Source organism: Oceanospirillum sanctuarii (genome assembly GCF_002150805.1).
GTDB classification, from domain to species: domain Bacteria; phylum Pseudomonadota; class Gammaproteobacteria; order Pseudomonadales; family Halomonadaceae; genus Oceanospirillum; species Oceanospirillum sanctuarii.
This window is the reverse complement of the sequence record NZ_MTBA01000011.1, coordinates 19,635-43,030: the sequence shown is the minus strand read 5'-3', so window position 1 is coordinate 43,030 and position 23,396 is coordinate 19,635. Positions and strand designations below refer to the sequence as shown.

Sequence of the window (23,396 nt, the reverse complement as noted above, 5' to 3'; positions counted from 1 at the left end):
CGCTGTTATGGGATGATCGCATCAGGTAAAATTGCCGCCTCATTAAAAAGAGGCCAGCATGCTTACCGACGCCATCAAATCTGACATCCAGTCTGCATATTCCACCTTTCTGAAGAACCGCAAGCTCAGAGCCCGTCATGGCCAGCGTCTGATGGTGGCTCAGATCGCCCGTACACTGGGTAATATTCAGACCTCCTCCGATGGCGTGCGTACGTCCGGTCCTCATGTCTGTGCCATTGAGGCGGGCACGGGTACCGGTAAAACACTGGCCTATCTGGTTTCTTCGCTGCCGGTTGCCAAAGAGCGTGACAAGCGCATTGTGGTATCGACTGCAACGGTAGCGCTTCAGGAACAGTTGATCTTTAAAGACCTGCCGGATCTGCAAAAGCATGCTGAGATCCAGTTTAAATATGCTCTGGCTAAAGGCCGAAGCCGTTATCTCTGCCTGAGCCGGCTGGAGCAGGCGTTGGAAGACGCCAGTGAAGCTGCTCCTGCACAAAATACTCTTTCTCTGTTTGATGAGTTTTTGCAGGCCAACACCTCAAAAGAAGCCACAGCGCTTTATCAGGAGATGGCGCAGCATTACCTTTCCGGTAAATGGGAAGGGGACAGAGACAGCTGGAAAGACTCTCTGGAAGAGCCGGTCTGGCGTCGAATAACCACAGATCACAATCAGTGTACCAACCGTCGCTGCAGCAACTTCAGCAGTTGTGCCTTCTTTAAAGCCCGTAACGAGCTGGATGGCGCGGATATCATTGTCGCCAACCACGATCTGGTTCTGGCAGACCTTTCCCTTGGTGGCGGTATCGTCCTGCCTGACCCACAGGACACCATCTATATCTTTGATGAAGGCCATCACCTGCCGGATAAAGCGATTGATCACTTTGCCGGAAGCTTCCGTGTGAATGCGTCTCTGCAGTGGCTGCGTTTGCTGAAAAAGTCCCTGCCGGATCTGAACAGTGAACTGGGACAGGATCAGCTGATTGTGAAGCAGCTCAATCAGCTGCCCGAAATTCTGAATAATCTGGAAGTCGAGCTGGCCGAGTGTTATCGCCAGCTGCATGAGATCACCCAGTTTTCTCCGGAGAATATGGATAAAGATATCCGTCCGGTTTATCGCTTTGAGAACGGCATTGTGCCGGAGACTCTGATTCAGAGTGCGCTGAACCTGAAGATCAGCTTTGCCAGTCTCTGTCAGAAACTGGAGATCATGGTTAAACAGCTGAAAGATGCCATGGACCCGGAAGCTTCCGGTGCTTTAGGTCGGGAAGAGGGCGAGCAGTGGCTGCCACTGGCAACCATGCTGCACAGTCGTGCGGTCTCTGCATGGGAGTTGTGGGGCATGTACGCTACACCTCAGGCTGAGGATGTGATGCCCATCGCCCGCTGGATCACTCTGCAGAATCAGCAGGTGGATATCGATCTCGAAGTCTCCTGTAGTCCGATCAGTGCCGCTGGTACGCTGGCGCGTAATCTCTGGCAGCCATGCTTTGGCGCTGTTTTGTCGTCCGCAACCCTGACCGCACTGGGCAGCTTTGATCGTATCCGAACCCGTGCCGGTTTGCCGGAAGATGCTGATTGTCTGGTTGTTCCCAGTCCGTTCGATTTTGCCTCTAACGGTGTACTGGAGCTGCCGGAAGAAGCCTGCGATCCGACTCAGTCCGATGTTCACACCAGCCAGATTGTCAGCTTTATCAAAAACAAAGTGTCGACGGATGAAGGCACTCTGGTGCTGTTCTCCTCCCGTCGTCAGATGCGGGATGTGCTCGACAAGATGCCCGCCAGTTTGGTGAACACCATTCTGGTTCAGGATGACCTCACCAAGCAGGTACTGCTGGACCGACACCGTAGCCGCATCGATAAAGATGAAGGCAGCATTATCTTTGGTCTGGCAAGTTTCGCCGAAGGTATCGACCTGCCGGGCAAATACCTCTCCCATGTGGTGATCACCCGTATTCCTTTCTCCGTACCGGATGATCCGGTAGAAAAGACCTTGTCCGAATGGATCGAAGCCAAAGGCGGCAATCCCTTCCTGCAGATCACCGTACCGGACGCCTCAATTCGTCTGGTTCAGGCCGTGGGACGTTTGCTGCGTACGGAATCCGATACCGGAAAAATCTCTATGCTGGATCGACGAGTGCAAACCAAGCGCTATGGAAAGCAGCTATTGAACAGCCTGCCACCGTTCAGAAGAGCGTTTTGATACTGTTGGAGTGACGGGATGTTATTAAAGGTTAAATTAATCAAATAATCGGTAGAAATGTGACTAAGTTCCGTTTGGGTAAGGTCATGGCGAGTATTATTTAGGAAATAATATACGTTTAGAGTCTTGTAAGGGATTTAGTGCTAAGTTTTAATGAATTAATCCCACAAATTAATCAAGCAGTCTCTAAAAACAAGGAATGCCCATGAAAAAGCAGCTTCTCGCTCTGGCTGTAGCCAGTGTTGTTACCGCGCCAGCTTTTGCCGCTATGCCCGTAGGTACCTATGGTGCGGCTACTACGCTAGGTCAGACAGCTTCCCCTGTGACGATAAATAGTGTTCGCTTTAACCCTGCAGCGGGTTACTTGGTCGTAGACCATGAAGATGGTGAAAAGGTTCGTTTAGGTTATTGGTCACAATTTGGTGGCAGTATTGAGTTTGGTGAAGCGAACAACTTCCAAGACAAAATTGAAGACCTTCAAGACAGACTGGATGAGCTTAATACTAAAGAAGAAAATAATACGTTGACACCGTCGGATATTACCGCAGTACAGAATGACTTTAATGATCTGCTTTTGGATTTTGGTGAGTCTGGGAGTATGAAGCTTTCTGGTGCTGTGTCAGTTCCAGGTATGCCGTTAGCGATATATATCAAGCCTCTTGAAGGTGTTGTGACTCTAGATGCAGCTTTTTCTTCAATAGCTGGGATCTCTTTTCTTGATTCTCCAGTAGAAAATGACCTTTCGACGGCTTCTGCTCTATATATCAAAGGAGCAAATATTCTTCAGTTTGGAGCTGGATTTAGTCGCTCAGTTTTTGAGTTAAAAGGAAGAAGTCCTCTTAACGGAGAGTTGGTTCTCGGTATTCGAGGAAACCTATATTCAGCCAGTTTGACGAAGCAAGTTTCTCTGGTAGATCGGACAGGTATTGATGATAAAAGTGTAGGCGATCTCATTAGTGATGGCTTAGATGCAAACTCTAAAGATACAACCGCTTTAGGAGTAGATATTGGTGCTGTTTGGCAGTCTGATTACTATCAGATTGGGGTTACTGGCAAGAACCTAAATAGTCCAGAGTTTGAGTACGGTAGCTTGTCAGGGAATAACGAGGCCACTGAGTTTAGTGACGAAATTGATCTAGATGAAACACATATCATGGATCCACAGTTTACCGTTGATGGTGCTTTCTTTACTAAGACAAAAGCGCTTATGGTTTCAGGTAGCTTTGATCTTACAGAAGTGAACGATATGGTTGGTGACCAGCAGCAGAATCTTCATATATCTGCTACCTATTTCCCTCAAAATCCTTTTGTACCCGTTGCCCGTTTTGGTTATCAAAAGAACTTAGCCGGTTCTGAATTGTCTGCTCTGAATTTTGGTTTAGGTCTATTCCGTGGCGTCGCTAACCTTGACTTCACTTACGGGCTTGAATCAGTTCAGGTTGATGGTAGTAGTATGCCTCGTCAGCTTGGCATGCATTTTAGTTTTGAAGAATCCTTCTAAGATCAGGGAGATATAAAATGTTTAGCAAGAAACTTCTCGCAACATCTGTTTCGGCAGTAACTCTGGCCTTAGTAGGGTGTGGTGCCAGTGATCAGGATACTGGTTCTTCCGGTAGTAACGTGCAGTTGTCTGGTTTGGTAGTGGATCCATATATCTCAGGCGCAACTGTTTATGTCGATCTTAATAACAACGGCATTCGTGATAATGTTCTTGAAAAGAAAGCTCTGACCGACAAAGACGGTTACTTCTCAAAGAGTAAGCCGGATGCTTCTGGTAACCAGATTGATTATTGTGCCAATGAGGTTTATGAGCGCTATTGCTTAAGAACGACTCAATTAAGTGATGATGCGGTTCTTCGTATCGAAGGTGGTTATGATGTTGCTACTGGCCAGCCTTTCACAGGATCTCTGGTTGTTGATTTAAATCTGAATGGAGCACCTGCTGATGTAGGCGCTGCGAACCCTCTGACCTCATTGTTCGTTTCTGCTACAGAGGCTCAAGAAGCTGCGATTCTTACCTTTATTGGTGCCACGAAAGAGCAGCTGACAGAGGATTTCCTCTCTGGGGACAGTTTTAACTCCGAGCGCTTCCGTCGCGCTATGCAGGTGCATAAAGCTGTCGCTATTATGACCACTGTTTTGGATACCCGTTACGCACTAGAGGCGGGTAAAGAGTTTAATGATAAAAAGCTTCCAGCAACCTCCGGTAAGTATGTCTATGAGGCTGTTGCTACCTTGTTAGCAAATACTACAACACCGACTGCAAGTACAAACACAAATACGACGGCAATTGACAACTGGGCTGAGGCGCTAGAAAGTGCCGAAACTACGCTTCGTAGTGATGTTACCAGCCTTACATCTACCTCAGCCATGACTCCCAACTCTAGACAGGCTGTTGGTAACCGTGTAGCTGCATTATTTAACTGGCTCAAAGATACGACGTCGATTACAAGCACAAGTAGTCAGGATGATCTTTATAAAAATGCCCGGGTTGCTGACTTTGCAGTAGGTCAGGTAAAACGTGAAGCGAAAGCTGCGAAGAGCAGCAATAGTGATATTACCAGCACAGATAACGCGGTGATTACCGGTGTTTTAGGTGATACTGGTACGGGAGGCACGTTCGATGTTAATAACTTCGGTAAAGATGCTGATCTCGATAGCTTGATCAAGGCAAGTTCAACACCGACCAGTGTCAGTACATTCAGCACTGGTACCGAGTTGTTTAGCGATACATCAGGTTCAGAAAAAACTGTGGCAGCTCAGGTTCTGAAAATGGATTACGCTGATAGTGATAGCACAAAACAAGGTAATGCCTATTTGTATTTCTCAGCGCTAAGCAGTGCAGTTGATACTCAAGGTAGCGTGACACTTTGTGTTAATGCAGTAGGGGACGATAGTGACCTTAAAGATTTGGAAGCAATTAAGACAGGTCTCTATATTGCCGGTAGTTGGAACAGATTAAATGATTATTCGGTTACGGTCTCCTTAGATCTACCAGGCGTGCCTGATCAGCCTTTGATTATTAAGCGTACTGCCCTCGGAGCCACTTTGAATGATAAGGATTCGTTCCAGTTTGCTCTGGATTCGACTGGTGATCTGGAAACTTGGACCGGTTCACTTGCACCGTTTAACTCAACAGCACCAAGTACTGATGATGCTTGTGCTGCTGAGCTACCTGATTTGATTGCTAATTAATTCTTAGTACCTGATAAGAAGGGCCTTGAGCCCTTCTTTTTTGTACCAGATAAAAATGTAACGTTAAGTTAAGGAATCCTATGGCACGGAAAAAATGGATAACAAATGCGTGCTTGTTAGCAGCTTTCGCTGGCTTTTCTGCTCTGTCGGTTGCTTCTGATAATTATTATCCTGTAGAGCTTGAAGCTCGAGCCGGTATTGACCTTCAGGCATACAGCGAGAAAACGACGATTTCTTCGGGCAGTTTGGCAACAGACTATGATGCTTTGGTACCAAGTGCCAAAACAACGATAAAACTCTTTTTCTCGCCACAAACATATATGCAGTTTGCAGGCATGGGAACGCTTTATTCTCAGGCTAACAAAGAGACTTGGAAAGTTAATAATCAGCTGGTACAAGAAAATAATCTGGCCGCGACTCGAACCAGTTTTAGCCTTCAAGTGGGCCGGCGCTTAGCCAAATTGCATGATATCTCTGTAGGGGTGGGGTTCGATCAGAATAAGTTCACCCGCTCTAAGTTTGATATGACGGCCTATGGCGAAACAGTTTTCCCCAAGTCGGATAGTACGGCTTACACAGATGATGACCGAACAGACTTGTATAACGCAGTTGTAAAGGAAGAATTACTGGCGGTTAATCTTGTTGGTAGTTATACACTGAGTAACTTTTTTATCGATAATAGCAGTGGCCTGCGCTATAAGGTTTCTGCACAGTTTTCGACTCCAATGTATTTCCGGGTTACGAACATCAACGGTGGCAACTATACAACGTTGACAAGTCAGTTTGATGGTTTTGATCTTCATACCAGTGCCATGCTGGGGTGGCAATTTGACCGCCAGTGGTTGCTGCATGCTGGGATTCACACATACTACGAAAAACGAAATAAGATTTTGTCAGCTAATGCGCAGCTGCCAAATTCAGAGTTATTTGGTGCTGAAGCCCAGGTTGGCTTTTCTACCCGCTTCTAACGTGCTGAAAGAACTAGGGAATTCCCTTGGCCTTTTTAGGGTTTAAAACAGTATTGGCGCTTTAAGATCCGGCCTATTATTGAACGCACATGGAGGTGATGTGGGGTATGGCCGGCAAGGACGCCGACTCTCCTTAAGACTGAAAAGTCTTCTGGATGAGCTTAGAACCAACCACGAATCAGTTTCCACAGAATCCACCCACTGGGTTCTGAACAAAAGCCGGGTTTAGCCCGGATTTTTTGTTTTTGTCCTTTTTACGCTCCCATCGTATTCCTTCTTCTATACCTGATCCCAGTCGGTCTCTTTCTGTATGCGTCGTTTTTCTTTTATCTGCGATTTGAGCTGCTTTCTCTGTCTGTGATCCTGAGTTGTCGCGTTTTCTGAGTCGGTTTCAGATTATTCATTCATTTTTCTCCCTTTCGCAGAATTATTTTCTGTTATCGGTGCTTTTATCCCTGTTTGATTCTGTTTTGGCTGCTTTAAGCTATTGAGTTTTAAAGAATTTGTACCTATTTGTGGGTATATGGTCTGTCATGTGGTGTGTTGGCAGATGGTTTTTACTGCCCAAGGCCTGATTAAAGGTTTTTCCTTCTGATTAGATGGTTGAAATAAGTGTCATTTTTTGAATGAAGTATAATAATCTATGCGCATTCGCTGGTATGTGGTCGTTTGATTAGATAAATCATCTGTTGATGTTGCAGCCAGCCTGAAAAATAACTACTTATGTTTTAAACCCATCTGGTTCATTAAAACCAGGGCTCTGTGGAGTGGATGCGTTATGAATATTCTGATTTTGGGTAGCGGTGTAGTGGGTGTAACCACGGCCTACTATCTGGCTAAACAAGGCCATGAGGTAACCGTTGTTGATCGTCAGGATTCTCCCGCTATGGAAACCAGTCACGCGAATGCGGGTCAGGTTTCATTTGGCTACTCCACTCCTTGGGCAGCTCCGGGCATTCCGTTCAAAGCGATGAAGTGGCTGACTCAGACTCACGCGCCACTGAAAATGTCTGCAACTCTAGATCCGTTCCAGTACGCCTGGATGACTCAGATGCTGGCGAACTGCACTGAAAGCCGTTACGCGGTGAACAAGTCCCGTATGGTTCGTGTTTCTGAATACGCGCGTCTGTCTATCGATTCCCTGCGTGAAGAAACCGGTATCCGTTACGAAGACCGTCAGCAGGGTCTGACTCAGCTGTTCCGTACCGAGAAACAGATTGAAGCGGTTCAGAAAGATATCGCGGTATTGCGTGACTTTGGTGTGGACTTCCAGGAACTGGATATCGACGGTGCGATTCAGTACGAACCGGCTCTGGCCCGTGTTAAAGAGAAGTTTGTTGGTGCTCTGCGTATGGTTGGCGATCAGACCGGTGACTGCTTTACCTTTACCAACAAGCTGGCTGATCTCTGTAAAGAGATGGGCGTTAAATTTATGTTCGATACCGAGATCCACGGCCTGGAAGACAAAGCCGGTGAGATCACAGGTGTTAAGACCTCAGCGGGAACGCTGAAAGCGGATCACTATGTGGTGGCAATGGGCAGTTTCTCTCGCCATCTGATGAAACAGGTAGGTATCGATCTGCCGGTTTATCCGATTAAGGGTTACTCCCTGACCATGCCGATCACTAACTATGATGCAGCACCGGTTTCCACTGTAATGGATGAAACCTATAAGGTTGCGATCACACGTTTTGACGATCGTATCCGTGTGGCCGGTACGGCTGAGCTGTCCGGTTATAACCTTGAGATGCCGCAGAAGCGTCTGGATACCATCTCTATGGTGGTTTCTGATGTCTTCCCTGAAGGTGGTGATATCGCTAAGGCAGAATACTGGACTGGTCTGCGTCCTATGACTCCGGACGGTACGCCGATCATCGGTAAAACCAAGTTCAGCAACCTGTCGCTGAACACCGGTCACGGTACGCTGGGCTGGACCATGTCCTGCGGTTCTTCTCGTCTGCTGGCTGACCTGATCTCCGGTAACGAGACTGAGATCGATCCGGCGGATCTGGACGTAAGCCGTTACCGCTAAGATTTCTGCTGCTGCAGCTCTGAAGGTTCAGGCTGCAGTGGCAACGAACTTTTGCACTTGTTGTTCTGCTCTTACACACATCTTGTGCTCAGGCAGGCTCGTGAGCCTGCCTTTTTTATGACTAAAAAACGTCAGTTTTGCTGACGTTTTAATTTAACTGACTGTTTCAAAAGAGGCTTTTCCCATGGCGGATAAAAAAATCATCCACTCTGACAACGCTCCGGCAGCAATCGGCCCATACTCTCAGGCTGTTCAGGTAGGCAATCTGGTGTTTATGTCTGGCCAGATCCCTCTGGATCCGAAAACCATGGAAGTGGTTACCGAGTCTTTTGAAGCTCAGACCGTTCAGGTATTTGAAAACCTGAAAGCGGTTGCAGAAGCAGCCGGTGGTTCTCTGGAGAACGTGGTTAAGCTGAACATCTACATGCCTGATCTGGGCAACTTCGCTAAGGTTAACGAAGTGATGGAGCGTTACTTCTCCGCGCCTTACCCTGCACGTGCTGCTCTGGGTGTTAAAGAGCTGCCAAAAGGTGTTGATGTTGAAATCGAAGGTATTCTGGCGCTTTAATTTTCGTGCGTTGATTTCAGCACTTTAATACTGATGCGTTAGACCATCGCAGTGCCTTCCGGCACTGCGGTTCAGAACCGTTTACGCTAGACTACGACGGCTCTGACTCTTCCCGAATTTTGTACTGCAAAACCCTATATTCAGACCCTCAATATAATAACGAGATGGAGACCTGCACATGGCGCGGGCTGCTAAAGCTGTAATAGATCTGGCTGCACTGAAACACAACTACCTGCTGGCAAAAGAACTAGCTCCCGGCCGTAAGGCGGTAGCGATTATTAAAGCGAATGCCTATGGTCATGGTGCCGTTGAAGCCGCGCATTATCTGGCTGATGTTGCCGATGCATTTGGCGTAGCCTGTATTGAAGAAGCGCTGCAGCTGGTGGAAAACGGTGTTAAACAACCGGTTGTTCTGCTGGAAGGTTTCTTTACCGCTGATGAGCTGGAATCCGTTGATAAGTACCAGATGATGACTGCTGTTCACAGTGAGTGGCAGCTGGATGCGCTGGAGCAACACGCATTTTCTCAGCCGTTGCCGGTTCTGGTTAAGTTTGATTCCGGTATGCACCGTCTCGGTTTTGATGCTGAAGGTTTTGCTAAAGCAGTTGAGCGTTTGCAGCAGCTGGATCACATCTCTGAAGTGATCGCGATGACACACTTTGCCTGCGCCGATGAGCTTGAGTGCGATTACACCCAAACTCAGATTGCTAATTTTCATGCCGCCTGTGACCGTTTTGGTCTGAAGCACTGCATGGCAAACTCTGCAGCAACCCTGCACTGGCCGGAAACCCACGGTGATTGGGTACGTCCCGGTATTATGCTGTACGGTGCTTCGCCGCTGGATCAGCAAACTGAAAATGCCGCTCGCCTGAAGCCGGTAATGACCCTGAGTTCTGCCCTGATTGCGGTTCGTGAACTACCTGCCGGTGAGCCGATTGGTTACGGTCGTCGTTTCACTACCGAACAACCAACCCGAGTGGGTGTGGTCGCTATGGGCTATGCGGATGGTTATCCGCGCCATGCCATTGATGGCACTCCGGTTGCCGTAAATGGCAAGATGACCCGGGTGATAGGCAAGGTTTCCATGGATATGATGACCGTTGATCTGACCGATCAGCCGGATGCCAGAATCGGTGATCCGGTAGAACTTTGGGGTGCTCAGGTCGATGTGAACAAGGTGGCTGCCTGTGCGGATACCATCTCTTATACCCTGTTTACCGGTATCACCACTCGTGTACCTAGGGTTTATAAGCGTTAGAGCGTAAGAGCTTGGGTTCTTAAGCGATAGCAAAGTCTGCTTTATAAAAAAGGCTCTCCTGTTTGGCAGGAGAGCCTTTTTTGCTTTGGTGCGGTTGTTCTTTATTGTGGTTGTTCTTTGTCGTGCCAAGATTGTCTTATTTTAACTCCAGCGCTCCGTAGTCATCCCGGATACGCATAAAGCGGGCGAAGCGCGGTAAACCAGATGCGGTGTGGCCGTTATAGCGATAGGTGATAATGCTGCCGACTGGTGGAGGTGTCTGGCGTTCGAGTCGACTAAAACCACTACCGATTTTCATCTCCCGACCATCCGCCAGACGAACTTTAAGTGCTCCCATCATGCCTTCAAACTGACCTTTACCTCCGGTGTAGCCAAGTACCACGGCTTCGGCATCATCGTAGAGCTTTACCTTCATTAGATCATTAGAGCGTCCCGCCTGATGCAGGGCGCTTCCCCGGTGCAGCATAAGACCTTCTGCGCCCTCTTCAGTCAGCTGCTCCAGATAATGTTCCAGCGCCGCGCGACTGGGCAGTTTGAACTGTTTAACCGGCTGTAGCCATTCCAGCCCTGCGGTTCGGCAAAGGCTTTTGATATCGTCAACGCGCTGATCAAAAGAGGTGAGTTGGCTAGGCAGATCAAAGATCCGGTATTGCACCTCTGCCCAGTCCTCAATGCTGGTTTCCTGCTGTCTGATCAGGCCAGAGACCTCTGCAAAGCGCCCACGCCCTAACCAAAGCTCGCCATCCAGCGCCACCTTGGGAAGTGCATCCTGCATCGCTTTGGGCAGCCTGATGAGATTACCCTGGCGAGTTCTTAGTTGTTCGCCGTCCCAGAACGCCCGAACGCCATCCAGCTTTTCGCTGACCCAGTATTCCTGAATATTGTCCTGCTGCTGGTAGTGCTTAGCCAGCATTAAAGGCAACGGCGAGTGAGGGTTCAGGGCGTCAGCCCAGGCGAGTGAGGATGATGTGAAGCAGGCTGTGGTAGATAGCCCAAGGCTAAGTAGTATGCGGGTGAAACGATGTGAGGTCTGTTTGACTGAAAGCTTCCCTGTAGTCGTCATATCACTGCCTCCCTGAGTGACTGTTGGCGATGCCATTAAAGCTAGTGAGTCATCAACAGGAGTTCAAGTTTTGTCGTACTCGTTAGAGGGAGGATGCAGATGAGTATGACAGAGGTCACTATCGGATTGCTCGTTAAGCCCAGAGAAACTGAATCAGGCCGTAAATGATCACCAGCCAGGCGATAACCGGGTTAAAGATGATGCGCCACAGACTGGCTTTGGGTTCAAAGCCGACCCCGTGGATAAAGCCTGCGCTCACCGCCCACATAAAGAGGGTGAAGAGTCCATGATCCACTTCGTGAATCGATTCAGCAATCAGGCGTGGGTAGGCGGTCAGCACAACGCTGATGGCGATGGCACTGATCAGGGAAAGCGCCTGAGTCCAGCCGGATTTGGGATAGGGAATATTCATTATCGGGGTTCCGGTATCGCTATTTTAAAACCGGCCAGCTTCCAGCTTTATGGGCGAGAGCTGGCCGGTAAGGATGATCAGCCTTGTGGCTGATCGTTATCCAGATCAAACGCCGGATCAGATTCCAGCCACATCGCATTGATGATGCCGAAAGAGATCGCCAGCAATACACCTAAAATCCAGGCGAAGTACCACATAGTCTTTTCTCCTTGGGAGCTGCCGGATTGTTCCGGTAACTCTCAGTTATAACAATAAAAGCGGTTCACAGGCTTCCGGGCTTAGTAGGCCAGCGGATTGCCTTCAATCTGTTTGCTGGTCACCCGACCCCACATCACCTTATAAGTCCACAGGGTGTAGAGCAGAATAATCGGTACAAAGATCATGGCGGCAATAAACATCACGTTCAGGGTCAGATGACTGGATGCCGCATCCCACAAGGTCAGACTACTGTTCGGATTTGACAGCGATGGCAGTACAAAGGGGAACAGGGAGAAAGCCGCAGTGCAGATGATCGCTGTCATAGTGATGCTGTGGGTCGCAAAAGCCAGGCCGGAGCGACGGGCTTTTACCAGCAGCAGGGTCAGCAGGCCGGTGACAAAGGCCGTGATCGGAGCTGTAATCATCCAGTTGTAGGTCTGATAATTGGCCAGCCAGCCGTTATCCACCACACTGACCTGTTTGTTCAGTGGGTTGGGCAGGGCATCTTTGGCGGGCATCATATCGATATGCAGGCCCGGCATGCCGTTCAGCAGCACAAGGCCTCCGGCAGCAAAAGCGATCAGCATAATGACCAGCATGATAAGACCCGCTTTACCGGCACGATCCGCCACCGGCTGATCGGCACGCATCTGCAGCCAGATGGCACCGTGTGCTGCCAGCATGGTCAGGCTGACCACGCCGCAGATCAGGGCAAAGGGATGGAACAAGTCAAAGAAGCTGCCGGTGTAGTGCGGGCGCAGGAACTCGTCCAGATAGAAATCCACACCCAGCAGCAGATTGCCAAAGGCAACACCGAAGACCAGCGCCGGAACCGCGCCACTGATAAACAGTCCCCAGTCCCAGGTGCTGCGCCAGCGCGGATCAGCGATCTTGCTGCGGTAATCAAAGCCCACCGGACGGAAGAAGAGGGCAAACAGCACCAGCATCATGGCGAAGTAGAAGCTGGAAAATGCAACGGCGTAGACCGCAGGCCAGGCGGCAAACAGCGCGCCACCGGCAGTAATAAACCAGACCTGATTGCCATCCCAGTGTGGGCCAACGGTGTTGATGATAATGCGGCGTTCGGCATCATTTTTACCGAGGAAGGGCAGCAGAATACCGGCACCCATATCGAAACCGTCGGTGATCATAAAGCCGACCAGCAGGACGCCAACCAGCACCCACCAGACCAGTTTCAGAGTTTCATAATCCAGAATCATGCCGCACCTCCGGCGATTTCAGGCTTGGCCTGGTTTGAATGTTCGCCATTCTGTTCAAAGTGATAACGACCGGTATGCAGGGCGCTTGGGCCGAGGCGGGCGTATTTCACCATCAGGAAGACTTCGATCACCAACAACAGGGTATAGAAAGCGACAATGGCTCCGATACTGGTGTAGAGGCTGCTGGCTTCCAGTGTGGAGGTACTCAGATGCACTGGCAGAATCTCACCGATTGACCAGGGCTGACGACCATATTCAGCAACCACCCAGCCGGTTTCTGCAGCGATCCACGGCAGCGGCAGGGCAAAGGTGACGATTCTGAGGAAGCGGCGTTTGCTTTCCAGTCGGCGGGTAGCGTTAAAGTAGAACGCCAGCGCAAAGATCAGCAGCATGGCAAAACCACAGGCCACCATCACCCGGAAGCTCCAGAACAGCGGGGCAACATTGGGAATGGTGTCGTGTGCGGCTGCCTGAATCTGTTCTTCCGTGGCATCAACCACATTTTCGGTATAACGCTTCAGCAGCAGGCCGTAACCCAGATCCTTTTTCACCTCTTCGAAGGCGGCGATGGTGGCGTCATCGGTCTGGCCACCACGCAGCTTGGTGAGTAGGCCGTAGGCGATCATACCGTTGCGGATACGCACTTCATGCTGCTCGATCAGATCCTTAATACCGGTTACTTCCTGATCCAGCGAGCGGGTGGCAATAATGCCCAGCGCATACGGGATCTTGATGGCGTAATCGGTGGTCTGGGTTTCCTGATTCGGAATACCAAACAGGGTGAAGGACGCCGGAGCCGGATGGGTATCCCATTCCGCTTCAATGGCCGCCAGCTTGGTTTTCTGCACATCACCCAGCTCATAACCGGATTCATCACCCAGCACGATAACGGACAGAATCGATGCCAGACCAAAGGCCGATGCGATAGCAAAGGAGCGGCGGGCAAAAGGCAGGTCACGTTTTTTCAGCAGGTAATAAGCACTGATGCTGAGCACAAACATGGAGCCGGTGACGTAACCCGCTGCTACCGTGTGCACAAACTTCACCTGAGCAACAGGGTTGAACACCAGCTCGGCGAAGCTGGTCATCTCCATGCGCATGGTTTCGTAGCTGAACTCAGCGCCCACAGGGTTCTGCATCCAGCCGTTGGCGATCAGAATCCACAGTGCCGACAGGTTGGAACCCAGTGCCATCAGGAAGGTCACCATCAGATGACGGCGTGGCGACAGGCGATCCCAGCCAAAGAAGAACAGGCCGATAAAGGTGGATTCGAGGAAGAACGCCATCAGGCCTTCAATGGCCAGCGGCGCACCAAAAATATCCCCCACGTAGTGGGAGTAGTAGGCCCAGTTGGTTCCGAACTGGAACTCCATGGTGAGGCCCGTAGTAACCCCCAGGGCGAAGTTAATGCCAAAGAGTTTGCCCCAGAACTGGGTCATGTCTTTGTAGACCTGTTTGCGGGTCATCACATAGACGGACTCCATGATGACCAGCAAAAAAGCCAGACCCAGAGTCAGAGGGACAAAGATAAAGTGATACAGCGCGGTAATCGCAAACTGTAGCCGGGACAGATCAACAACTTCTTCTGTAATCATGGTGTTTCCCGTTGTGTCGAGGCCGTAGGTTCTGAAGTGGCGGCCTTTAACAGGTCTGCCTCAGTGGCTGTGGAGCGGGGTGCTGAGCCGGAAGCGTCAGCGGAAGTTTGCTCTGAGGCAGGCAGTTGAGGATTAAGCAGGCGAGTGCTGACATCACTGTCATTGATGACAGATGCGGAAGGGACGACAAAGTTGATGATGCCGTAGAGCAGCACCAGCTTAATCAGCAGTACGATACTGAGTTCGCGTACTAATTTTTGTCGGGCAAACAAAGATGTTTTCCAGCGTTGGCCAAAAGCCCGCTTTGTTTGCACAAACAGCGTATTCCGTTGCATAGCATTCTGATCCTGCAGTGGCGGTCGGCGATCTCTCGCGTTCCGGATCTAAATAATCAAACCTGTTTTCCTGGATTTCAGGTGTCTGATTAGCGTATAGCAAGGTGTATGCCCTTTTTGGTTTTTTATAACCCATTGATATTGCTGGGTTTTATTTTGTTTTTGGGCAGCTGTTTATTATTTTTATTGTCAAAAATGACAAATCCGGCTGGATGGCGTCATAATTGACAGCAGTAAATGGAGCGCTGGAAGTCTTTGCAGAGTCTGGCTGGCGTTCTGAATGGATTCATCTTCTGGTTATGACGTTTAAACGCCAATGCAGGATTCGCTATGAAACCCTCCGAACCCTCTCAGATTCCCGTAGCCGATATTTCAGCCACAGATTCATCTGATTCAGACCTTAACCGTCAACCGCCACCAGAGCTGGTTTCGATGCTGCAAAGCTACCCCGATCCCGCTGTGCTGCTGTCGGCTGACTACGAAATTCTTTCAGCGAACGCAGCATACCGCCAGAGCTATGGCGATGTCAGTGCGACAAAACGTCACTGCTATGAGGTATCCCATCACTATGATCGCCCCTGTGATCAGATGGGGGAATCCTGTCCCATGCTGCAATGTATGCAGAGCAAGAAAGCGCAAAGAGTCTTTCATTTGCATCACACGCCTCAGGGGGAAGAGCATGTGGATGTTGAGCTATTTCCGGTAGAGTCCGCCGATGGCACCGCTCAGTTCTTTCTGGAGGTGATGCGCTACAGCAAGCTGGCAAGTCCTCGGGCGGGTGGTGAAGGGCTGATTGGCCGCTCGCCGGCGTTTATGGCATCGCTGGCGCTGATCGAACGGGCGGCTCCCAGCGAGACAACGGTTCTGCTTTTAGGGGAATCCGGCACCGGCAAAGAACTGATGGCGCAGGCGGTGCACAGAGGCAGCCTCAGAAATCAGGGAGCCTTTGTACCGGTGGAGTGTTCCGGTCTGACGGAAACCCTGTTTGAAAGTGAGCTGTTTGGCCATGAAAAAGGCGCTTTTACCGGTGCTCATAGCCGAAAGACAGGGCTGGTGGAAGCTGCCAATGGCGGGACTTTGTTTCTGGACGAGGTGGGGGATATTCCCCTCTCCCTGCAGGTAAAGCTGCTGCGCCTGCTGGAAACCGGCACTTACCGTCGTGTTGGTGGTGTCGAGCCTTTAAAGGCCAACTTCCGCTTGGTCTGCGCCACGCACCGAAATCTGGAACAGCAGGTGGCGGATGGTGAGTTCCGAATGGACCTTTACTATCGGATCAACCCTTTTCCGGTGATTCTGCCATCCCTTCGGGAACGGATTGCCGATATTCCGCTTTTGGTAGAAAGCCTGCTACCTCAGTTTACCAAGGGGCGGGAGATCAAAATATCCAAAGAAGCGCTACTGCTGCTTCAGGCCTACGCCTTCCCCGGTAATATCCGTGAGCTGAGAAACATTCTGGAGCGCGCTTGCCTGCTGGTGGATGATCACTGGATTGAACCTGAGCATCTGCCGGATGCGTGTCGGCGGGCTGGGGGAACTTTGCCAGCGGGTGCTGGGATGCAAGGTGTTTCAGATATGAGCACTGATACAGGAAAAGGTTTTTACCAACCGGAGATTATGGGTCTTGAACAACTGGAAAGCCGTTATCTGAACTGGGCGCTAAAACAGCTGGATGGCGATAAGGCGTTGCTGGCGCACAAGATAGGGGTTAGTGAGCGGACGCTCTATCGCAAGTTAAGACCTGTTCAAAGCTAAAATCGGTTCGGTGGTCAGCAGGGAGCTTTAGGCCATGCCCAGCAGACGCATGCCCATAATGATGATTAGGGTTAGAGAGACCACAATCAGGATGACTTTCTGCATAAAGGGGTTGTTACCCATGACTTTCTCCGCCAGTTAATACTTACTTTGCAGGCGCTATTCTAGCGATACCGGCCTTTTAAACAAAGACAAGAACAGCTGCTTTTATGACTAGAGCCGCTGTTCTTTATGGCAGTGTTTCTGACCAGAAGAGATATCCTGACTAATTTTTGTCCGGCAATGACTTCACGGTCTTGCTAGAATGTCCGACTCCCTCAGTATGCTTTACTGACGCTTATGACAGCTTAGTCATCAGCGACCGGCTAAGAGCAATTCCCGCTCTGGTGCATACGGCTTTCTTCTGACGCATCGTCATTCTGAAAAAAAGGTTTTCTATGAACCCGCAATCCCGAGCAGGGGCTGATGCCTCCGCATATAAACCCGCTTTTGCGGAATTTGTAGCTCTGTTGGCGCTGTTAATGTCCATGGTGGCGCTGGCGATTGATGCCGTTCTGCCTGCGATGAGCATCATAGGTCAGGATTTCTCCGTGGTGCATGCGGAAGATCTGCAGTGGATTGTGGGGATACTGTTCGCGGGGCTGGCATTTGGTCAGATCCTTTATGGCCCGCTATCCGATAGTTTTGGTCGCAAGCCAGCCATCTATCTGGGGCTGATTATCTTCCTGATTGGCTCTCTGGTATCGGCCTTTGCCCAAAGCTACGAGATGATGCTGGTGGGGCGTTTTATTCAGGGAATTGGTGCCTCCGGGCCAAAAGTGGTTGCGGTAGCTCTGGTGCGTGATCGTTATGAAGGTCGTGCCATGGCGCGTGTGATGTCGTTTGTAATGGCGGTTTTTATCATTATGCCTGCTGTGGCGCCAAGTATTGGCGCTGGTGTACTGATGATTGCTGACTGGCGCGGCATCTATGAGTTCTTTGTACTCTTGTCACTAATCGCTTTGATCTGGTTTGCGGTTCGCCAACCGGAAACTCTGGTGAAAGAGCGCCGGATTCCGCTCTCTCTGGGTAATGTCTGGCACAATACCAAAGAGACCATGACCCACAAGGTCACACTGGGTTATATCGTAGGTGCAGGCCTGATTTTTGGGGCTTTTGTCGCTTACCTCTCTACAGCCCAGTTGCTGTTTAAAGAGATTTTCCAGATTGAGAAAGCCTTCCCGCTTTATTTTGCTGTGCTGGCGCTATCCGTGGGTGTTGCTTCGTTTATGAACGGAAGACTGGTGATGCGCTATGGTATGAAGCTGTTGGCGAATAGAGCGCTGATCGGCATGTTTACCAGCTCCGTCGTTTTTCTGGCTCTTCTGGTCCTGCTGGATGGCAATGTTCCTATCTGGCTGTTTATGCTGTTTGGCGCGATGATTTTTGCCTGTATCGGTCTGCTGTTCGGTAATATGAATGCGCTGGCGATGGAGCCTCTGGGGCATATTGCCGGTGTGGCATCATCGGTAATCGGTTCCGTGACCACCTTTATCTCTATGGTGGTAGGGATGGCCTTTGGCCAGACCTATAACGGTACTCTGTATCCGCTGTTTATCGCATTTGCGGTGCTGTCATTAGTTTGCTGGTTGGTAACCCGAAATATCCAGCATGAGGCACAGGCTAAAGCATCAGCCTGATCGGGCCTTGCTGAGTGTCACGCTCAATGAAAGGTTACAGATACGAAAAAAGCCGGTGTCGCTGTTTGCGACATCGGCTTTTTGTTTGTCGGGAGGTTTGTCGGGAGTACAGCTCTTAGTCAGTCTTTTTCTTCTTTTTCAGGCTCTTCAGCATTTTTACGCCTTTCTTGCGCTGGTTATAAGCCAGCGCGATCTCCTGCTTTAGTTGACGGCTTTTCTCAAAGTCGCTGCAGGCTTCGTACTCTTCCTTCAGCTGCTTCTCGTGCTTGCGCAGCTTTTTGATCACCTTTTTCAGGTACTCTTTTTTCTCTTTGCGCTTCTGTTCATCGGAGCGGATAAAGGCTTCGGCTTTTTTGATCAGTTTGCTGATTTTCATGAGGCTCTGCTCCTTTCCCCTTTCGCAGCCTGCTGTTCCTGAATCACCTCGGTCAGTTCTTCGTCATCCAGAGAGAGGCTTTGTTCAATGTTTTTGGTCTTCAGATCGCTGTTTGAGAAGAGCACTTCACCCATCATTACCAGCTTACGGGTTACGTCCGAAGCGTAACCACTGTCGTTCATCAGAGAGACAGACATTGGCCCGGTAATCAGTTTCTGGCGGATCAGACTGCTGAGGCTGTGGTTCAGATTGTGATCGTACTCTTCCATATCCAGTCGCAGACGGTCCAGCGACAGGATAATAACGGAATCGTTTTTCTCTTCCTGACGTACTTTGTAAAGCTCACGTAGTACAGAAGCCAAACGCATGCGCAGCGTGTTGTATTCATGCTGGATATAAGGGTTGTCAGCCACAAAGTAGCGGGAGAGGTTCTTCTGCAGGTGCTTGGTGTCCTTGATCGCTTCCACGATATCCCGACCGGCTGCTCTCAGGCGGAAAAGCTCTTCAACCTGATCTGCTGACATTTCGCCCTGATAAGCACTGCTGAAATCGACGATATCAGCATAAAGAGACTTTACCGATTCGGCGTATTCCTGATCGATATTGGTTGGAATCACCGTGCGAGCCTTAAAGATCACCTCTTCCAGTGGCTTGTCACTGTGAATCTCATCCAGCTTCAGGCTCAGACCACCTGCGATGATAGCTGCAGCATTGTCGTACAGATGCAGGGTTTCCTGACGCACAGCTGCCAGAGTTGCTTCCGGCAGATCAGATGCGGCTTCATTCAGGTATTTGGGAGCTGAGCGGCGTCCGGTCTCAGCAGCTTTAAGGGCGCGTTCCAGAAAGCGCACCATGGCTGGGATCACCGGCAGCATCAGTACCACGCCGATGGTGTTGAAGATGGTGTGGAAAACCGCAAGCTTCAGGGTGTAGTTATCCGCCGCAATGCCGACCAGAGCGCTGGCAGCATCCACCAGCCCCGTCAGCTGGTAGATAAAGAGGATGGCGACAAAGCCTGTTACGGCGTTAAAGATCAGGTGCGCCACCGCCAGACGACGGCCTTCAACGTTGGCGCTCAGAGAGCCGATGATGGCGGTAATGGTGGTGCCGATATTGGCACCGATAGCCAGTGCCAGGGCATTCTCATAAGTGATCTGTTGGGCTGAAAGCGCGGTGATAATCAGAACCAGTGTGGCGTGACTGGACTGCATCACCACGGTGGCAAAAAGCCCGATCAGGGTAAACAGGAAAACACCGGCATAACCTTCAACTGCGTAGGCTGTCAGGTCGATGGTGTCTTTAAAGGCTTCAAAGCCCTCTTTCATGTAGTGGATACCCAGGAAAAGGAAACCAAGGCCTGCCAGCACATAGCCCATGCCTTTCAGCTCTTTGCTCTTCTGGAAAATCAACAGAATACCAAACACCAGCATCGGCATCGCATAGGCGGAGATCTTAACCTTAAGGCCGAGACCGGCCACCAGCCAGGCACCTGTTGTTGTCCCCAGATTGGCACCAAAGATGATGCCGACACCTGCAGTCAGAGAGATAAGGCCAGCGGAGAGAAAGGAGATGGTAATCACCGAAACCAGCGAGCTGGATTGCATCAGAGTGGTGGATACCACGCCAAAGCTGAGGCTTTTCCAGATGGTGTCAGTGGTTTTTTTCAGCAGCTTTTCCAGCAGGCCGCCGGTAAACGCTTTAAAGCCCTCTTCAAGGGAGAGCATGCCAAACAGAAAGACCGCAACACCAGCTGCAATCTCTTTAAAGTCAGGACTAACCCAGAAGCCATAGCCGAGCACCAGAAAGATGGTTGGCAGAAGCAGTTTTCGTAACATAAGTAGCGCTATCCTTGCATGCGAAGCCGGTCAGAGCTTTAACGCATTGATATTTGTATTAATTATTAAAAAAACCTGCAAAAAGTAGGGTGACACAGAACTGTAACCTGCTGTTCATAGAAGGCAAGCTTTACTAAGCATAGTGAGGTTTTTCTTTTGTAACAGGGAAGATGCAAAAGGAATATAAGTCTTACATAAATCGTCTGGAAGGCTACTGGCAGCAATGGTATTTCTAGTGCTGTCAGCCTCAGACGAGATTAGAACAAGAAATGGGCTGGCCGGAGTTTTCTTTCACTTTCCTGAGTTTGATTAGCGAGTTTTAGAGTTTCTGTACTGTGGAATTGGTCAGAATCTATAGCTTTTGGCCGGTATCTGGCAACTTGCTTAAATTGCTAAAATACTCATTTGATGGAAGCTGACCCATGATGGGTTGGTTCACGCGAACGCTCCGGTTGGATTTTTGGTTGCAGTTAGGTGGGTTAAGGGTATTGGTATGATGGAGTCAGGCAGTAACACCTCTGAAGCTTTTGCGGAAGAAGCTTCGGGCTGTCAGGAGCGGGTGCCGGTAACCGTTGAGCAACAGGATCAGATTCTGGCGTTTCAGCAATCTGTCTTTAATGATGTTGTCACCAATCAGCCGTGCCAGCAGGTATTGGATCACCTTTGCCGTCTTGCCGAGCAGCTACTACCTAATTCTGTTGCGTCCCTTATGATTCTGGATGCAGATTCCTATCGTCTGAATGTGCTTTCAGCCCCCAGTGTGCCAGAAGTCGGTCATGAGGCTCTGAATGGCCTTCGCCCCGGCCCCGGTGGTGGTTCCTGTGGTAATGCGGTTCTGAAAAATGAACCGGTATTTGTCCGTGATACTTTTAATGATGAGCGATGGCGGGATCTGAGAGATCTGGCCTATGACTTCAATCTCTGCGCTTGCTGGTCCTTACCGGTCCGCAACAGTGAGGGCGAGCCTGTCGGTAGTTTTGCCCTTTCCTCCTTTGAACATCGTTTACCCTCTTCCTTTCATCAGCGCATTCTGCAGGTTGGGGCTGATATGGCAGGTCTGGTGCTGGCCCGTCAGCAGCAGGAAGAACAACTTGCCCGACAAAATACCCGTTTACAGCTTCTGGGGCGCGCGATTGAAAGCGCATCTGAAGGTGTGGTGATTACTGATGCTGATAACCGGATTATTGAAACCAATCCCTTTTTCAGTCAGGTCACCGGTTACAGTCATGAGGAAGTGGTCGGCAAAAATCCGAATTTCCTCTCCTCCGGTGCCCATGATGACGACTTCTATCAGTCGATGTGGCAGGGGTTAATGGCCGAGGATCGCTGGAGTGGTGAGGTGATCAATCAGCGCAAGGATGGCTCCTTATGGCCGCAATGGTTGAGCCTGAGTGTGCTGCGGGATGAACAGGGCGTAGTGCAGAACTATGTAGGCGTGTTCACCGATCTTTCCGAGATTAAGCAGGAAAGGGATCGTCATGTTGCAGCCCTGACCACCGATACCCTGACTGGCCTGCCGAATAAAAGCCAGCTGCAGGATGCGTTAGATCGTTGCGATGGCGACAGTGCGCTTCTGGTGCTGAATGTTAATAACTTCAGCCTGATTAACTCCGCTTATGGTCTCGACTTTGCCGACCGGCTGCTTTCAGCTATCACTCAGCGCCTGACGACTGTGCTTGATGGTGCCCGTATCTACCGGTTGAATGCCGATGAGTTTGCGGTTCACTATGAAAAAGATACCTTTCTGAAGGCGGTCTTTACCAAAATCCGTGAGAGTTTCTTTCTGCATCAGATTCAGGTGGATGGCCTGAGTTTTAATATCAGTTTTTCCTATGGCGGTGCCGTGGGGCATGACGACCTGATTCGTAAGGCTCTGATGGCGCTGAAGAAGGCCAAGCAGGGCGGTCGCGGCCGTTTTTATCTCTACGCGGACAAGAAAGATGAGCTGGAGCAGCATCAGCGTCTTGAGTACATGCAATGGAACGCCCTGTTGCATCGGGCGCTGACGGAAGATTGTCTGGTGCCTTATTTTCAGGGTATCCGGGATAACGAAACCGGTGAGATTAACTATTACGAATGCCTGATCCGCATGCAGATTGATGATCAGGTTTATGGCCCGTACCAATTCCTGCAGCCTGCGAAACTTTCCGGTTTGTTGCCGGTGATTACCCGCACCGTAATTGATAAAAGTTGTCGGGTTATGAGCGGTAACAGCTGCGATTTTGCGATCAATATCACTGAAGATGATCTTAGTCATCACTATCTGGAAGGTTTTCTGGAGCAGAAGTGCGCTCAGTACAATATCGATCCGCAGCGTATTACGCTGGAAATTCTGGAAGGGGTGAGTGCTGATGGCAAGAAGAACCATATCAAGCAGCTGGCCTCACTCAAGGCGAAAGGTTTTCGTCTGGCGATTGATGACTTTGGTACCGAGTATTCCAACTTCGAACGGATTCTGGAGCTGGATGTGGATCTGATCAAAATCGATGCGAAATACATTAAGTCTATCGATACCGATCAGACCAGTTATGAGATCACCAGGGCGATTGTCTTCTTCGCCCGTAACGCCGGTATTCCGGTGGTAGCGGAATTTGTCCATTCAGAAGCGGTGCAGAGAGTGGTGGAAACTCTGGGGATACGTTTCTCGCAGGGCTATCTGTTCAGTGAGCCTGCGGCTTCCATTGAGTGCTGATTGGAGCTGATCAGG

18 protein-coding genes are annotated in these 23,396 nt (G+C 50.1%); 10 read left to right on the top strand and 8 right to left on the bottom strand.

Going from position 1 to position 23,396, the window contains the following annotated elements; genetic code table 11:
• The first annotated feature begins 58 nt into the window (after positions 1-58).
• The 7 genes from dinG (at position 59) to alr (ending at position 10,224) form a co-directional block, all read left to right on the top strand.
• Entirely contained in the window at positions 59-2,203 is a 2,145-nt protein-coding gene (gene dinG, locus BV405_RS15400) for an ATP-dependent DNA helicase DinG (RefSeq protein WP_086481789.1), read from the top strand.
• Positions 2,204-2,408: 205 nt separating this feature from the next.
• The gene (traF, locus tag BV405_RS15395) at positions 2,409-3,704 is read left to right on the top strand and encodes a conjugal transfer protein TraF (RefSeq protein ID WP_176330185.1); all 1,296 of its coding nucleotides are present in this window, start codon (positions 2,409-2,411) and stop codon (positions 3,702-3,704) included.
• Positions 3,705-3,721: 17 nt separating this feature from the next.
• Positions 3,722-5,398: a hypothetical protein gene (locus tag BV405_RS15390; protein ID WP_086481787.1), complete on the top strand. Its 1,677-nt coding sequence runs from the start codon at positions 3,722-3,724 to the stop codon at positions 5,396-5,398.
• Between the two features lie 80 nt (positions 5,399-5,478).
• Entirely contained in the window at positions 5,479-6,366 is an 888-nt protein-coding gene (locus BV405_RS15385) for a hypothetical protein (protein WP_086481786.1), read from the top strand.
• Positions 6,367-7,144: 778 nt separating this feature from the next.
• Positions 7,145-8,398, top strand: a complete 1,254-nt coding sequence (locus BV405_RS15380) for a D-amino acid dehydrogenase (protein ID WP_086481785.1) — start codon at positions 7,145-7,147, stop codon at positions 8,396-8,398.
• Between the two features lie 184 nt (positions 8,399-8,582).
• Entirely contained in the window at positions 8,583-8,966 is a 384-nt protein-coding gene (locus tag BV405_RS15375) for a RidA family protein (protein WP_086481784.1), read from the top strand.
• Between the two features lie 178 nt (positions 8,967-9,144).
• On the top strand, positions 9,145-10,224 hold the full coding sequence (alr, locus tag BV405_RS15370) for an alanine racemase (protein WP_086481783.1): 1,080 nt from the start codon (positions 9,145-9,147) through the stop codon (positions 10,222-10,224).
• A 136-nt stretch (positions 10,225-10,360) separates the two neighbouring features.
• Here alr and BV405_RS15365 read toward each other — a convergent pair whose 3' ends face one another.
• The 6 genes from BV405_RS15365 to cydP all read right to left on the bottom strand — a co-directional run bounded on the left by BV405_RS15365 (position 10,361) and on the right by cydP (position 15,047).
• Positions 10,361-11,287 carry a DNA ligase gene (locus BV405_RS15365; protein ID WP_176330184.1) on the bottom strand — a complete coding sequence of 309 codons (927 nt, stop codon included), beginning with the start codon at positions 11,285-11,287 and terminating at the stop codon, positions 10,361-10,363.
• Positions 11,288-11,420: 133 nt separating this feature from the next.
• Complete coding sequence (locus BV405_RS15360; RefSeq protein ID WP_086481781.1) at positions 11,421-11,699, bottom strand: cyd operon YbgE family protein; 279 nt, start codon at positions 11,697-11,699, stop codon at positions 11,421-11,423.
• Between the two features lie 77 nt (positions 11,700-11,776).
• The gene (cydX, locus tag BV405_RS15355; protein ID WP_078746289.1) at positions 11,777-11,896 is read right to left on the bottom strand and encodes a cytochrome bd-I oxidase subunit CydX; all 120 of its coding nucleotides are present in this window, start codon (positions 11,894-11,896) and stop codon (positions 11,777-11,779) included.
• 81 nt (positions 11,897-11,977) lie between these two features.
• Entirely contained in the window at positions 11,978-13,117 is a 1,140-nt protein-coding gene (gene cydB, locus BV405_RS15350) for a cytochrome d ubiquinol oxidase subunit II (RefSeq protein WP_086481780.1), read from the bottom strand.
• Positions 13,114-14,712 carry a cytochrome ubiquinol oxidase subunit I gene (locus BV405_RS15345; RefSeq protein ID WP_086481779.1) on the bottom strand — a complete coding sequence of 533 codons (1,599 nt, stop codon included), beginning with the start codon at positions 14,710-14,712 and terminating at the stop codon, positions 13,114-13,116. The genes cydB and BV405_RS15345 overlap by 4 nt, the downstream gene beginning before the upstream one ends.
• Positions 14,709-15,047, bottom strand: a complete 339-nt coding sequence (gene cydP / locus BV405_RS15340) for a cytochrome oxidase putative small subunit CydP (protein ID WP_086481778.1) — start codon at positions 15,045-15,047, stop codon at positions 14,709-14,711. The genes BV405_RS15345 and cydP overlap by 4 nt, the downstream gene beginning before the upstream one ends.
• Before the next feature lie 330 nt (positions 15,048-15,377).
• Between cydP and BV405_RS15335 the strand changes: the two genes are divergently transcribed.
• Together BV405_RS15335 and BV405_RS15330 are read left to right on the top strand one after the other, a co-directional pair.
• On the top strand, positions 15,378-16,799 hold the full coding sequence (locus tag BV405_RS15335) for a sigma-54 interaction domain-containing protein (RefSeq protein WP_086481777.1): 1,422 nt from the start codon (positions 15,378-15,380) through the stop codon (positions 16,797-16,799).
• Between the two features lie 437 nt (positions 16,800-17,236).
• On the top strand, positions 17,237-18,478 hold the full coding sequence (locus BV405_RS15330; protein WP_086481776.1) for a multidrug effflux MFS transporter: 1,242 nt from the start codon (positions 17,237-17,239) through the stop codon (positions 18,476-18,478).
• A gap of 115 nt (positions 18,479-18,593) precedes the next feature.
• On the opposite strand, the gene BV405_RS15325 is transcribed toward BV405_RS15330, so the two are convergent.
• Positions 18,594-18,854 (bottom strand): hypothetical protein, encoded by a 261-nt coding sequence (locus BV405_RS15325; RefSeq protein ID WP_086481775.1) that lies wholly within the window; start codon positions 18,852-18,854, stop codon positions 18,594-18,596.
• Positions 18,851-20,689, bottom strand: a complete 1,839-nt coding sequence (locus tag BV405_RS15320; RefSeq protein ID WP_086481774.1) for a Na/Pi cotransporter family protein — start codon at positions 20,687-20,689, stop codon at positions 18,851-18,853. Before BV405_RS15320 ends, BV405_RS15325 begins: the two co-directional genes overlap by 4 nt.
• 493 nt (positions 20,690-21,182) lie before the next feature.
• On the opposite strand from BV405_RS15320, the gene BV405_RS15315 reads away from it, so the two are divergent.
• Positions 21,183-23,381, top strand: a complete 2,199-nt coding sequence (locus tag BV405_RS15315) for a sensor domain-containing diguanylate cyclase (protein WP_086481773.1) — start codon at positions 21,183-21,185, stop codon at positions 23,379-23,381.
• The last annotated feature ends 15 nt before the right edge of the window (positions 23,382-23,396 follow it).